The organism is Streptomyces sp. NPDC018947, from assembly GCF_044390505.1.
Lineage (GTDB): Bacteria > Actinomycetota > Actinomycetes > Streptomycetales > Streptomycetaceae > Streptomyces.
This window is the reverse complement of record NZ_JBIRZD010000011.1, coordinates 237,835-250,819: the sequence shown is the minus strand read 5'-3', so window position 1 is coordinate 250,819 and position 12,985 is coordinate 237,835. Positions and strand designations below refer to the sequence as shown.

Sequence of the window (12,985 nt, the reverse complement as noted above, 5' to 3'; positions counted from 1 at the left end):
TCAGGGCCGATATCAGGGTCCGACCAGGGTCGTCCGGCCTGCCGCCGGGACGCCGCGCCCGTCACCATGGACGCATGACAGAGCACGAGCACGCCGCGACGGGCCAGGGACCCGGTTCCGGTCCGCGTCCGTCCGGGGACGGCGGGCCGCCGGACGCCGATCGGGCCATGGGGGCCGCCGGCGGGGGCGGGGTGGCCACGGACGTCTCGGAGCCGCCCGCGCGGTTCCGGCGTGACCGGCGGCACAAGACGCTCGCCGGGGTGTGCGCCGGGCTCGGCCGGCAGTGCGACATGGACCCGGTGATCTTCCGCATCACCCTCGCAGTGCTCGCCGCGACGGGCGGCATCGGCCTGATCTTCTACGGCTTCGCCTGGCTCTTCGTCCCGTACGACGACGAGGACGAGAACGAGGTGCGCAAGCTGCTGACCGGCCGGGTCGACGGCCAGGCGCTGGCGGCCGTGCTGTTCGCCCTGGTCGGCTGCGGTGTGTTCCTGACCCTGCTGAACAACGGCGGGGTGCTGACCTTCGCCGTGGTCCTCTCCCTCGTCCTCGCGGGCGCCGGGTACTGGTCGCACCACCGCGGCGTTCCGGGCCCGGACCCGACGGCCGCCCAGGCCGTCGCCGACGCCCCGCCGGAGGCCAAGGCGCCGCCGGCCGCGGCCACCTCCCCCTCGTGGTGGCGCGACCCCATCGTCAAGGACGGCACCCATGTCGGCGGGACGGGATACCTGTGGGGGCCACGGGACTCCCACGACCGGGACGTCGCGGCGGCCACGGCCGTCGGGCGCGGCGCCCACCGCGACCGCGGCGCCCCGGCCGGGTGGCGCCCGCAGCCGCGCGGCCCCCGCGGCATCGGCGGCTGGATCTTCCTGCTGGCCCTGCTCGCGGGCTTCCTCGGCACCCGCCTGACCTGGGACACGCACCCGCTCGGCACCAGCCTCCAGACCGGCCTCGCCTGTGCGCTGGCGGTCTTCGGCACGGGCATCGCGGTCAGCGCGTTCCTGGGCCGTACGGGTGCCGGCTCGGTCTTCCTGGCGATCGTCACGGCGGCCCTGCTCGCCGGCTCGGCCACCGTGCCCGAGGACGTCGGCACCGAGTGGGTCCGCAGCACCTGGCGGCCCGTCACGGCGGCCGACGTCCGCGAGAAGTACGACGTCGGCACCGGCAGCGGCACCCTCGACCTGACCCGGCTGAAGCTGGCGGAGGGACAGACACTGGCCACGAGGGCCGACGTGGGCGTGGGCCGCATACGGGTCGTCGTCCCCCGGGACGTGACCGTGCGGCTCGAGGTCGAGGTGGGCGTCGGCGACATCCAGCTCCCCGGCGACGACGCGAAGGACGTGGACGTGGCACCCGGCAAGCACAAGGAGGTCACGCTGCCTCCGGCCAAGGGCGTCAAGGGCACCGGCACCCTCGATCTCGACCTCCAGGTCGGCCTCGGACAGGCGGAGGTGACCCGTGCTGCGTCATAGCTTCCAGCCCGGCCGGCTGGTCGCCGGTGTCTTCCTGACCGCGACGGGCGTGATCTACGCAGGCGACGCGGGCGGCCTGTGGGACGTCCCGAGGTTCCTGATCGTCCCGCTCGTCACCGCCGGCCTCTGCCTGGCCGGCGCGGTCGGCACCCTGGCCGGCGCGGTACGCCGCCATCGGCGCAGCCTCCGCCCGGACTCCGGGACGCGCACGGACACGGGCGGGACGAGGGCCGACCTGCCGGGCTGACGGGCACGCACCGAGGCCGGCGACGCCCGCAGGCCCCCCAGCGCCCGCGCGCGGCCCGCGCCTACGCGTATCCGCCGCTCCCGCGGCGCCGCCGGGCACGCAGCAGCGCGTCCAGCGACAGCATCGGTGCCCCGGCGAGGACGAGCGGGAGCCAGGCCATGAGGTAGGCGAGGTCGTTGCCGTAGTAGTAGGGGTCGGAGGCCCAGCTCACCGTCAGCCACAGGCTCAGGGAGATCAGCGCGCCGCCGAGGGCCGCCAGTCGGGACAGCAGGCCGAGGAGGGTGCCGATGCCGACGGCGAGTTCGCCCAGGGCGATGGCGTAGCCGAAGCCGGCCGGGCTCTTCAGCGCCAGGTCGACCAGGGCGGGGACGGCCGAGGAGTCACGGACGGCGCGCATCATGTCGCCGATGGACCCGGCGCCCGCGTCCTTCATGAAGGCGCCGTCGGTGAGTTTGTCCAGGCCCGCGTAGACGAAGGTGACGCCCAGGAAGATCCGCAGGGGCATGAGCGCGTACCGGCCGGCGCCGTCGCGCCAGTCCCGGCCGCCTTCGGGACGGGAGGTCCGCGTGTCCATCCGCATGCCGTACGTCATCGCTGCCAGCCGCCTCTCGCCCTGTGCCTGCCCGGCCCCCTCGTCAGACCATACGTACGACACCGGGGCGCGGCTCAATACTGCCGCGCCCATTTCTCCGCGTCGGGGCGGGCGGGCGGTCATTCGGTCACGTCGATGGCGTAGCGGTTCGTCTCCACGCCCGCGCTGGTGACCACCTGGACCTCCACCCGGCCCGGCTCGACGTCCGCCGGCACGGGCACGGTCAGCAGGGCGTCCGTCGGATTGCTGAAACCGCCCGCCACGGGGACCAGCGGTACGTGGACGTTGACGGCGCCGATGCGGACGACCATCCGCGACAGGCGGTCCGCGCGCTGGGCGCCCGGCGGGACGAAACCGGCGCCGCGGATCTCGATGTCGTCGCCGGTGCGGATCGGGGCGTCCAGGTCACCGGCCTCGCGCGCCCGGACCACGGACAGGACGACGGGCCGGCCGCCCTCCGCGTACTTCCCGGCCACGTAGGTCGCGGCCGACACCAGCACCACCACCGCGAGCCCCCACGGCAGGTCGGGGAGCTGCTCCGGGCGCCGGGCCAGCCGTACCGCCGCGAACACCAGGGCGACGGCGCTGATCACGACGTACTGGATGTCGGCGAACGTCCCGCGTCCCGCGTCGTCCGTCAGCAGGTCGGCCGCACGCGGCCGGTCGGCGCGGACCTTCTGCAGCCGCTGCCCCAGCACCCGCAGCCCGACCACCCGGCGCACCAGCACCGCGATCCCGCACACCACCGCCAGCACCGTCACCACCCCCGCGCCGCGGGCGAGTTCCAGCCCGGAGATCAGCGCGTCCCGCCGGCCGGGTCCCGAGGCCACGGCGAGCTGCCCGGCGAGGACGAGCACCGCGTAGGCGACGAAGAGCACCCAGGCCGCGGCGACGGCCCGGGACGTGGACATGCGGTTGTCCTCGCCGATGACCGGCGCCAGCGCGCCACCCCGCGCCCGGTGGAACCAGGACGCCGCCGTCAGCGCGGCGGCCACCGCCACGGCCGCCGCCAGCCCGGCCGTGCGCGCCGCCGTCCAGCCGGCGCCGGTGGCCGTGAGCGACTGCGCGAGCAGCAGCACCACGACCGCGGCCCACACGGTCAGCGCCGTGCGGCGCCCCAGGCCCGCGAGCCACGCCTCGCCCTCGGCCCGTCCGCGTTCGGCGACGAGTTCGGCGGACTGGGTCAGCTCCTCGGACACCCACTGCCGGGAGGCCGAGGGCGAGTGCGCCACCGCGGCCGGCAGCCCCTGTCCGGACGCGAACTCGTCCCGCCTCGACAGGAACGCGGCGACCGCCCGGCGGTGCCCCTCGCGGGCGCCGTGCGGGCAGTCCCCGCAGGTGCAGCCGCCTTCGTGCGACGCCCCGTACGCGCCCCCGCCCGAGCCGCTCGCGCCTCTCGCCTCCTGCACCGCCACGCCCGACGCCCGCCTTCCCGAAGCCTGCCGAAACACCCGCGGCACACACCCGCGCCGGCACCCGTAAGTCCCCTGTGACGACAGCGAATTGTGCCGTACACCACCCACTGTGCGCCCGGCGCCCCCGGTCCCGTCCGCTCAACGCGGGTGAAGCGCGCAGCGCCGTGTTGACCCGGCTGGAAGAATTTCCTCATGGCCGAGATCATCCAGCGCGACGGGACCTGGACGTTCGACGGCGACACGGTCCGGATCACGCCCGGTCTCCACCGCTCGGTGCCGCTGTTCCGTCAGACGTACGGGGAGGTCTCCGTACCGCTGGAGGCGGTCTCGGGCATCGCCTTCACCCCCGAGCGCCGGCGGGGGCGTCTGCGCCTGCGGCTGCGCGAGGGCGCCGACCCCCTGCTCCAGGCGACCGGCGGACGGCTGCCCGAGGCGGCGGACCCGTACCGGCTCGCGGTGGACGCCGACCGCGGCGGGGTGGCCGAGTACGTCGCCGAGGAGGTCCGCCGCGCGCTGCTGCTCGACCGGGTCCCCCAGGGGCCGACGCGGTCCTACCTGCTGCCCGGGCCGCCGGTGCCGGTGTCGGTGCGGTGCTCCGACGGCACCGTCTCCTTCGACGGCACCCGGGTGCGCATCGACTGGGCCGACACCTCCGCACGGGTCAAACGCGCGACGGGACCGCGCATCGTCTCCGTCGGCGACCTGTCCGGGGTGGAGTGGCTGCCCAACTCGGGTCGCGAGGACGGCTTCCTGCGGTTCGTGACCCGTGAGACGGTGTGCACGAGGCTGCCGCCGGACAAGGACCCGTACGCACTGGACCTGTGGGGCAACGTCAGCCGCGACCTGCTCACCGCCCTGGTCGCCACGGCGGTCACGGCCCGGCTCCCGCACCCCTCGGCACGCCCGGGCACGGAGGCCGACGGTGCCGGGGCCGCGCCCACGACGGTGCCCCGGCCGCGGGATGCGGCGGCGCCCCCGGCCGGCCATCACGACGTCCTGCTGCGCCGGTTGCGCGAACTGGGCGAGCTGCACCGCGACGGCGTCCTCACCGACGAGGAGTTCGCGGCGACGAAGGCGGCCGTCCTCCAGGGCTTCCGCGCCGGACACGACGACGGGACCCGCTGAGGAAATACGACGGGGGATGTCCGGTATCGGCGCCACACTCCCCGTATGACACCGAGCACCGAGGCCCCCGGCTGGGCCCTCTTCACCGCCGCCGAACCCGATCTCGCCGCCCTGGTCGAGGCGCGCTTCGGCGCGTACCGCCACCACGTCCTCGCGACCCTGCGCCGGGACGGGTCGCCCCGCACCACGGGCCTGGAGGTCCGCTTCCTCGGCGGCGAGCTGTGGCTCGGCATGATGCCCGGCTCGCTCAAGGCCCTCGATCTGCGCCGCGACCCGCGCTTCGCGCTCCAGGCGAACCCCGGTGGGGGCACCGGCATGGGCGGCGGCGACGTGCGCATCAGCGGGCGCGCCGTCGAGGTCGAGGACGCGGAGACGAAGAGCGCGTACGTGAAAGAGGTGGAACCGCCGCAGCCGTTCCACCTCTTCCGCACCGAACCGACGGAGGTCGTACGGACCTACGTCGAGGACGAGACGTATCTCGTCTCCCAGGTCTGGAAGCCCGGAGAGCCGGTGCGCACTCTCAGGCGGACGTGACCTTGGGGACTACTCCCACTCGATGGTGCCCGGCGGCTTCGAGGTGACGTCGAGGACGACGCGGTTGACGTCCTTGACCTCGTTGGTGATCCGGGTGGAGATCTTCCCGAGGACGTCGTACGGCAGGCGCGACCAGTCGGCGGTCATGGCGTCCTCGGACGAGACCGGGCGCAGCACGATCGGGTGGCCGTAGGTGCGGCCGTCGCCCTGGACGCCGACGGAGCGGACGTCGGCGAGCAGCACCACGGGGCACTGCCAGATCTCGCGGTCGAGGCCGGCCGCGGTCAGCTCCTCGCGGGCGATGGCGTCGGCCTCGCGGAGCAGGTCGAGCCGGTCCTTGGTGACCTCGCCGACGATGCGGATGCCGAGGCCGGGGCCCGGGAACGGCTGGCGCTGGACGATCTCCTCCGGCAGGCCGAGCTCCTGGCCGACCATGCGGACCTCGTCCTTGAACAGCTTGCGCAGCGGCTCGATGAGCCGGAACTCGAGGTCCTCGGGGAGCCCGCCCACGTTGTGGTGGGACTTGATGTTGGCGGTGCCGGTGCCGCCGCCGGACTCGACCACGTCGGGGTAGAGGGTGCCCTGGACGAGGAACTCCACGGCCGGGCCCTCGTCGGCGATGATCTCGGCCTGGGCCTGCTCGAAGACGCGGATGAACTCGCGGCCGATGATCTTCCGCTTCTCCTCGGGGTCGGAGACCCCGGCGAGCGCGTTCAGGAAGCGCTCGCTCGCGTCCACGACCTTGAGCTGGACGCCGGTCGCGGCGACGAAGTCCTTCTCGACCTGCTCCGTCTCGCCCTTGCGCATCAGGCCGTGGTCGACGTAGACGCAGGTGAGCTGGGAGCCGATGGCCTTCTGGACGAGGGCGGCGGCGACGGCGGAGTCCACGCCGCCGGACAGGCCGCAGATGGCGCGCTTGTCGCCGACCTGCTCGCGGATGGCCGCGACCTGCTCCTCGATCACGTTGCCCGTGGTCCAGTCGGGGGTCAGGCCCGCGCCCCGGTACAGGAAGTGCTCCAGCACCTGCTGTCCGTGCGTGGAGTGCATGACCTCGGGGTGGTACTGGACGCCGTAGAGCTTCTTCTCGTCGTTCTCGAACGCGGCGACCGGGACGACGTCCGTGGAGCCGGTGACGTCGAAGCCCTCGGGGGCGGCGGAGCAGGCGTCGCCGTGGGACATCCACACGGACTGCTCGGCCGGGGTGCCCTCGAAGAGGGTGGAGGACGGCTTGGAGACGGTCAGCTCGGTGCGGCCGTACTCACGGGCGCCGGAGTTGTCGACGGTGCCGCCGAGCGCCTGCGCCATGAGCTGGAAGCCGTAGCACATGCCGAAGACGGGGACGCCGGCCTCGAACAGGGAGCGGTCGACGGTCGGGGCGCCCGGCTCGTACACCGACGAGGGACCGCCGGAGAGGATGATGGCCGCCGGGTTCTTGGCGAGCATCTCCTCGACCGGCATGGAGCTCGGCACGATCTCGCTGTAGACCCGCGCCTCGCGGACACGACGGGCGATGAGCTGGGCGTACTGCGCACCGAAGTCGACGACCAGGACGGTGTCGGGGGCGGCGGCAGCGGGAGTCGCTGATGACACGGGGTGCCTTCCGGCGGTCGGGCGGGCTTGTGCACCCGATTCTACCGAGACGGGCGGGTGAAACGTCCCGCCAGGTGCCCGGGCGGCCCCGCTCCCGTCGTCTCACCATGCGAACCGGGTTGGACCCCGTCCGCGCCCGGGGCATACTGGGGCCCATGCTCACGCACCAGACCTTCGTCTTTACCTATGGCAACCGGCCCACCGGCTGCCATGGTCGTGCTGCTTGAGCAACTGACAAGCGACTTCCCAGGCGCCCCGGGCCGACAAGGTCCGGGGCGCCTGTCGTTTCCGGGTCCTGAGGATTCCGGGGCACCGCCACCCACTCTCCGGCGAGGAGCCCCCGACATGACCGTCACCGTCACCACCGCGGACAAGACCGGCGCCCGCACCACCGAGGCCGCCGACGTGATCACCGGTGCCCGTGAGCGCATCGACGCACTGGACGACCGGATCATCGGCCTGATCCAGGAACGGATGGCCGTCTCCGCCGTGATCCAGGAGGCGAGGATCACCTCCGGCGGCCGGCGTGTGAACCTCTCGCGCGAGATGGAGGTCCTCGGCCGCTACAGCGACGCCCTGGGCAAGCCGGGCACGGCGCTGGCGATGACCCTGCTGGAGCTGTGCCGGGGTCGTATCTGAGTTCGGGCGCGCTCTCACCCGTACGGCGCGTGACCGCCGAGCGGCACGCTTCGTTGCTCCCGGTGTCCGTGCCAGCCAGGGGCGGGCTCGAAAGAACCACGCGTGGCTCGCTGGGGCGATGAGACGTACGGATCGTGCCGTACGTCGTGGGACCTCGCCCCGGGAAGTGACCGGACGGCAGGGGACAGCGGCCCGGTCACCCAGAGAACGGCCGGCCCCGGGGACGCCCGGGGCCGGCCGGCGGAACAGGCCCGGACAGGGCCGGGACGGTGACGGATCCCACCCCCGTCCGTACGACGCCGTACGCGCCCCCGTACGCACCCCTCACCACCGCACCGCCCCGCGCCCGAGGCCACCGCGGCCGCCCCCGGGGCGTCGAAGGCCGGCGGCGCGACCCCCCGGCGCCGCCCCCGGGGCACCGGTGCCGCCCTGCGCCGGTGCCGGCCGAGGAAGGGCCCCGCGGCACACACCGCGGGGCCCTTCGCATGCGCGCGGGCACGCCCTCCCTCTCTGTGGCGCAGACCACATAAAAATTCTGTGAGACCGAGGACAACCATTCACACCCTTCACTGATCAAACACGCCGAACAGATGAACCAAGGGCCGACCCGCGTCCCGCACGCGGAGGCCTCCCTTGACTCGCCCCGTATCGCGTGCGGTACGACCGGACTTTCTGAGGTCTTCATGAAGCTTCGTCGCGCCATGGCAGCAGCGGCTGCTACGGCAGTGATAGCCCCCTTGGCGCTGCTCGCGGCCCCCGCCGCGTACGCGGACGAGGACGCTCCCTCGTCCCAGACCAGCACGAGCACCACCGACCCCAGCTCCTCCACGAGCGAGGAGCCCAGCACCACGCCGTCCGACGACGAGACCACGGGCGAGACGACCGAGCCCGCTCCGTCCGACTCGGTGAGCACCGCCCCGACCGAGACGGACAGCTCGACCCCGGACCCGACCTCGTCGGAGTCCACCCCCGCCACCACCTCCCCGTCGCCGAGCGCCTCCGCGCCGGAGGAGTCGGAGACCCCGGTCCCCGAGCCGTCCGTGTGCGAGGACACCAAGGTCGACGTCAGCATCAGCGGCCTGCCCGGCAAGATCGCGGCGGGCAGCGGCTGGCACAAGTTCTCGCTGAACGTGGCCAACAACTCGGACTCCACGCTCGAGGACCTGGACTACTTCGCCGGCGCCTCCTCCGACGCCGACGGCGAGAACCTGTTCAAGAACAAGCAGGTCAGCCTCCAGGCCTGGAACCCGGACGACAAGGTCTGGGAAGACCTGAACGAGACCGACTACGCGGCCGGGTACGTCGGCTACACCGACGTCCTCGAGCCCGACTACGAGGTCAACATCCCGATGCGCGTCAACGTGAAGGCGAACGCCCCGGTCGGCGCCGGCTTCACCCTCGGCGCGACCATCTACGGCGACTCCGACGGCGAGTGCTTCGGCTACGGCGACGTGGCGTACAAGTTCCAGATCGTCGCCGCGGGCACGAACACGGACGGCACCAAGCCGACCGAGGGCGGCAAGGCTCCCGTCACCAACGAGAAGCCGGCCGCCACCACGCCGGAGGTCACCGGCAGCCTCGCCGAGACCGGTTCCAGCTCCGCCCTGCCGATGATCGGCCTGGCCGGCGGTCTCGCCGTCCTCGTCGGCGGCGGCGCGGTGTTCGTCGTGCGGCGCCGCAAGACCGGTGCCGAGGCGTAGCCGCTGAGCCACACGGCCTGACGTGACAACGGGAAGGACCTGCGCTCGGAGGGGGGCGCAGGTCCTTCTTGTCGTCGGGGACGGGCCGCCGCTACTTCTTCGGCGGCACCGCCGGGATCCCGAGGAACGGCAGCCGCAGCGCGCCGAACGCCTCCGCCGGGACCACCGGGGACTTGGGCTCCACCGGGGCCAGGCGCTCGTACGCCGTGCCCTGGGCCGGACGCGGGTCCTCCTCGCCCTTGTTGGGCCAGTACGACATCGCCCGCTCGGCCTGGGCCGTGATGGTGAGGGACGGGTTGACGCCCAGGTTCGCGGAGACCGCGGCGCCGTCGACGACGGAGATGCCGGGATGGCCGTAGAGCCGGTGGTACGGGTCGATGACGCCGCTCTCCCGGGAGGCGCCGATCGGGCAGCCGCCGAGGAAGTGCGCGGTGAGCGGCATTCCCATCAGCTCGCCGACGTTGGAGCCGGCGAAGCCGTTGATCTCGGCGGCCAGGACCGAGGCGCCCTCGGTCGCGGCCTTGATCTGCTTCGGGTTGGGCGAGCCGTGCCCCTGGCGGGCGGTGAGCAGGCCCTTGCCGACGCCCTTGGCCTTCAGGTGCGTCGTCAGGGAGTTGTCCAGGGACTGCATCACCAGGCCGATAATGGTCCGCTCCGACCACTTGCGGTTGGACAGGGAGCGCAGCACCAGGGCCGGGTGCCTGGCCGCGTGGCCCAGGAAGCCCAGGACGCGGGCGGCACCGGACGCGTCGGGTCCGGCGTAGGGGACCTGGAGGATCGACAGGCCGCCCATCGCGTTGGAGCCCTTGCCGTAACGGACCGGCTCGATGTGGGTGTTGGCGTCCGGGTGGATGGACGAGGTGATGGCGACGCCGCGCGTGAAGTCGGCGCGGGCCTCGCCGGTGGCCCTGCGGTAGCGCCGGTCGTCGGTCTGGGCGCCGACCAGGGCCTCGGAGTTGGTGCGGGTCAGCTCGCCGAGCCGGTCGGACAGGTGCGGCAACTGGCCGTGGGCCTTCATGCGGTGCAGCAGCGTCTGGGTGCCGTAGGTGCCGGCCGCGAGGACGACCCGGCGGGCGGTGAAGGTGCGGCCCGCGCCCTTCTTCCGGCGGTCGGTGGGGAGCGTGGCGAGGGCGAAGCCGCCGCGTGAGTCCTCGGTGACCGACACGACCGTGGTCATCGGGTGCACCACCGCGCCCGCCTTCTCGGCGAGGTACAGGTAGTTCTCGTTCAGGGTGTTCTTCGCGCCGTGCCGGCAGCCGGTCATGCACTCGCCGCACTCGTGGCAGGCCCTGCGGTCGGGCCCGGCGCCGCCGAAGTACGGGTCGGGGACCCGCTCGCCGGGCTTCGCCCGCGCGGTGCCGTCGGCGTCCTCGCCGTCGCCGAAGAAGACGCCGACCGGTGCCATGTGGAAGGTGTCGCCGACACCCATCCGTTCGGCGGCGGCCTTCAGGTGCCGGTCGGAGGGGGTCGTCGTCGGGTTGAGGCGGACGCCGAGCATCCGGCGGGCCTGGTCGTAGTACGGCGACAGTTCCTCGTGCCAGTCGGTGATGTCCCGCCACTGGGGGTCCTCGAAGAAGGGCTTCGGCGGCACGTAGAGGGTGTTGGCGTAGTTGAGGGAGCCGCCGCCGACCCCGGCACCTGCCAGGACCATGACATTCCCGAGCAGGTGTATGCGCTGGATGCCGAAGAGGCCGAGCCTGGGGGCCCAGAGGTAGTTCTTCAGGTCCCAGGAGTTCTTCGGCAGGGTGCCGCGGGTGAAGCGGCGCCCCGCCTCCAGGACGCCGACGCGGTAGCCCTTCTCGGTGAGGCGCAGGGCGGACACGGACCCGCCGAACCCCGACCCCACGACGACGACGTCGTAGTCGTACCCGTTCTCGTCCCGGGTCTGGACGGACTTCTCCTGCGACACGTGCTCTCCTCGGTGAGAACGGGTACGGGCGGGGTGGCTCAGCGGAAGCGGAAGGCCTTCATCAGGCGCAGGCTTCGGCTCATGAACTGCGCGTACTTCTCGTCGTCCATGCCCAGCGAGGGCGCCATGGGCAGCAGCCGCTGATGGGCGACCGTCTGCGCCTCGGTGTACTTGAGGATGCCCTCGGAGCCGTGCCGGCGGCCGAGACCCGAGTCCTTCATGCCGCCCATCGGCGACTGGACGCTGCCGTAGGCGGGCGCGTACCCCTCGTTGATGTTGACGGTGCCGGTGCGCAGCCGGGCGGCGACCTCGCGGCCGCGCCGGGCGTCCTTCGTCCACACCGAGGAGTTCAGGCCGTACGGCGTGGAGTTGGCCCGCTCCACGGCCTCGTCCTCGGTGGCGAAGCGGTAGACGGAGACGACCGGGCCGAAGGTCTCCTCGGTGCACACGGTCATGGGGGCGGACACGCCGTCGAGGATGGTCGGCTCGTAGAAGTACGGGCCGATGTCCGGGCGGGCGACTCCGCCGGCGACGATCCTCGCCCCGCCCGCGACCGCGTCCTCGACGTGCCGCTCGACCGTCTCCAGTTGCCGCGGGCCCACCAGCGAGCCCATGTCGGCGCCGTAGGCGAGACAGGTGCCGAGCCGCATGGCCCTGGTGCGGGCGGCGAAGCGCTCCAGGAAGGCGTCGGCGACGGACTCGTGGACGTAGAGCCGCTCGATGGAGATGCAGAGCTGGCCGGCAGAGGAGAAGCAGGCGCGGACGGCACCGGCGGCCGCCTTCTCGACGTCGGCGTCCTCCAGGACCAGCATGGCGTTCTTCCCGCCGAGTTCGAGGGAGACGCCGACGAGGCGGGCGGCGGCACCCTGGGCGACCTCGCGGCCGGTGCGGGTGGAGCCGGTGAAGGAGACGTAGTCGGCGTGCCTGACGACCTCGGGGCCGACGACCGGGCCGTCGCCGAGGACGACCTGGAAGACCTCCGCGGGCAGCCCGGCCTCGACGAGGAGGTCGCGGGCCCACAGGGCGGTCAGGCAGGTCTCGGTGTCGGGCTTCATCACGACCGCGTTGCCCGCGGCGAACGCGGGGAGCGCGTCGCCGACGGAGAGTTCCAGCGGGTAGTTCCAGGGCGCGATCTGGCCGACGACGCCGCGCGGGTGGCGCAGCTCGGTGACCTTCGTCAGCGTCGGGATGGCGCCGGTGTGCCGCTTGGGCCTCAGGTACGCGGCGGCGCGCCGGCCGTAGTGCCGGGCGGCGACGGCGACCGCCTGGACCTCCTCGTGGGCGTGCAGCCGGGCCTTGCCGGTCTCGAGCTGGATGAGGTCGAGGACCTCGGCCTGCCGCTCGAGGACCAGGTCGTGGAAGCGCAGCAGGACGGCGGCGCGCTGCCGTACCGATGTCCGGGCCCACACGGACTGGGCGGCGCGGGCCCGCTCGAAGGCGTGCGCCACGTCCTCGGGCGTCGAGGCGGGCAGGTCGGCCAGCTTCTCACCGGTGAACGGCGTGTGGTTGGCGGTGCGTCCGGAGCCGGTGACGCCCTTGGTGAGCTGGGCGACCAGCTCGGGCGTCACCACGTCGGCTGCGGTGCGGGCGCCCTCGGGGGCGGGGGCGAGGGGGTTGGTGCCGGTGGTTTCCGGGGCCTGCGCGTCCGTCATGAGCCGCAGGGTATGCCGCCGCGCGCACTTTGTGTACCCGTCGGTAACGGGGATTCACCGAGTGCTCACACGCCGCCAGCGATCACTGGCAGCAAACGTCCTGATCAGGG

The 12,985-nt window shown here is 73.1% G+C and carries 11 protein-coding genes; 6 read left to right on the top strand and 5 right to left on the bottom strand.

The window, feature by feature from the left end; translation table 11 throughout:
* Window positions 1–74: 74 nt before the first annotated feature.
* Window positions 75–1,472, top strand: a complete 1,398-nt coding sequence (locus tag ACH499_RS22270; protein WP_399017770.1) for a PspC domain-containing protein — start codon at window positions 75–77, stop codon at window positions 1,470–1,472.
* The gene (locus ACH499_RS22265) at window positions 1,459–1,719 is read left to right on the top strand and encodes a hypothetical protein (RefSeq protein ID WP_399017768.1); all 261 of its coding nucleotides are present in this window, start codon (window positions 1,459–1,461) and stop codon (window positions 1,717–1,719) included. Before ACH499_RS22270 ends, ACH499_RS22265 begins: the two co-directional genes overlap by 14 nt.
* A gap of 61 nt (window positions 1,720–1,780) precedes the next feature.
* Here the strand turns inward: ACH499_RS22265 and ACH499_RS22260 are convergent, their stop codons facing one another.
* Complete coding sequence (locus ACH499_RS22260) at window positions 1,781–2,311, bottom strand: DoxX family protein (protein ID WP_399017766.1); 531 nt, start codon at window positions 2,309–2,311, stop codon at window positions 1,781–1,783.
* 119 nt (window positions 2,312–2,430) lie between these two features.
* Entirely contained in the window at window positions 2,431–3,726 is a 1,296-nt protein-coding gene (locus ACH499_RS22255) for a hypothetical protein (protein WP_356197895.1), read from the bottom strand.
* 192 nt (window positions 3,727–3,918) lie between these two features.
* On the opposite strand from ACH499_RS22255, the gene ACH499_RS22250 reads away from it, so the two are divergent.
* Both ACH499_RS22250 and ACH499_RS22245 read left to right on the top strand, forming a co-directional pair.
* Complete coding sequence (locus tag ACH499_RS22250) at window positions 3,919–4,851, top strand: DUF4429 domain-containing protein (protein ID WP_356197893.1); 933 nt, start codon at window positions 3,919–3,921, stop codon at window positions 4,849–4,851.
* Between the two features lie 45 nt (window positions 4,852–4,896).
* The gene (locus ACH499_RS22245) at window positions 4,897–5,385 is read left to right on the top strand and encodes a pyridoxamine 5'-phosphate oxidase family protein (RefSeq protein ID WP_399017763.1); all 489 of its coding nucleotides are present in this window, start codon (window positions 4,897–4,899) and stop codon (window positions 5,383–5,385) included.
* A gap of 9 nt (window positions 5,386–5,394) precedes the next feature.
* On the opposite strand, the gene guaA is transcribed toward ACH499_RS22245, so the two are convergent.
* Window positions 5,395–6,975 carry a glutamine-hydrolyzing GMP synthase gene (gene guaA / locus ACH499_RS22240; RefSeq protein WP_356197890.1) on the bottom strand — a complete coding sequence of 527 codons (1,581 nt, stop codon included), beginning with the start codon at window positions 6,973–6,975 and terminating at the stop codon, window positions 5,395–5,397.
* 345 nt (window positions 6,976–7,320) lie between these two features.
* On the opposite strand from guaA, the gene ACH499_RS22235 reads away from it, so the two are divergent.
* Together ACH499_RS22235 and ACH499_RS22230 are read left to right on the top strand one after the other, a co-directional pair.
* Entirely contained in the window at window positions 7,321–7,614 is a 294-nt protein-coding gene (locus tag ACH499_RS22235; RefSeq protein WP_356197887.1) for a chorismate mutase, read from the top strand.
* A 725-nt stretch (window positions 7,615–8,339) separates the two neighbouring features.
* Window positions 8,340–9,314 carry an LAETG motif-containing sortase-dependent surface protein gene (locus ACH499_RS22230; protein ID WP_356197886.1) on the top strand — a complete coding sequence of 325 codons (975 nt, stop codon included), beginning with the start codon at window positions 8,340–8,342 and terminating at the stop codon, window positions 9,312–9,314.
* A 91-nt stretch (window positions 9,315–9,405) separates the two neighbouring features.
* Here ACH499_RS22230 and ACH499_RS22225 read toward each other — a convergent pair whose 3' ends face one another.
* Together ACH499_RS22225 and ACH499_RS22220 are read right to left on the bottom strand one after the other, a co-directional pair.
* On the bottom strand, window positions 9,406–11,223 hold the full coding sequence (locus tag ACH499_RS22225) for a GMC family oxidoreductase N-terminal domain-containing protein (protein WP_399017760.1): 1,818 nt from the start codon (window positions 11,221–11,223) through the stop codon (window positions 9,406–9,408).
* A gap of 38 nt (window positions 11,224–11,261) precedes the next feature.
* Window positions 11,262–12,875 (bottom strand): succinic semialdehyde dehydrogenase, encoded by a 1,614-nt coding sequence (locus tag ACH499_RS22220; RefSeq protein ID WP_356197880.1) that lies wholly within the window; start codon window positions 12,873–12,875, stop codon window positions 11,262–11,264.
* Window positions 12,876–12,985: the final 110 nt, after the last annotated feature.

Excerpts from the sequence above, each read along its gene's own strand:
- ACH499_RS22270 (WP_399017770.1), top strand. The coding sequence starts at position 75 with ATGACAGAGCACGAGCACGCCGCGACGGGCCAGGGACCCGGTTCCGGT.
- ACH499_RS22260 (WP_399017766.1), bottom strand. The coding sequence starts at position 2,311 with ATGACGTACGGCATGCGGATGGACACGCGGACCTCCCGTCCCGAAGGC.
- ACH499_RS22250 (WP_356197893.1), top strand. The coding sequence starts at position 3,919 with ATGGCCGAGATCATCCAGCGCGACGGGACCTGGACGTTCGACGGCGAC.
- ACH499_RS22245 (WP_399017763.1), top strand. The coding sequence starts at position 4,897 with ATGACACCGAGCACCGAGGCCCCCGGCTGGGCCCTCTTCACCGCCGCC.
- ACH499_RS22235 (WP_356197887.1), top strand. The coding sequence starts at position 7,321 with ATGACCGTCACCGTCACCACCGCGGACAAGACCGGCGCCCGCACCACC.
- ACH499_RS22220 (WP_356197880.1), bottom strand. The coding sequence starts at position 12,875 with ATGACGGACGCGCAGGCCCCGGAAACCACCGGCACCAACCCCCTCGCC.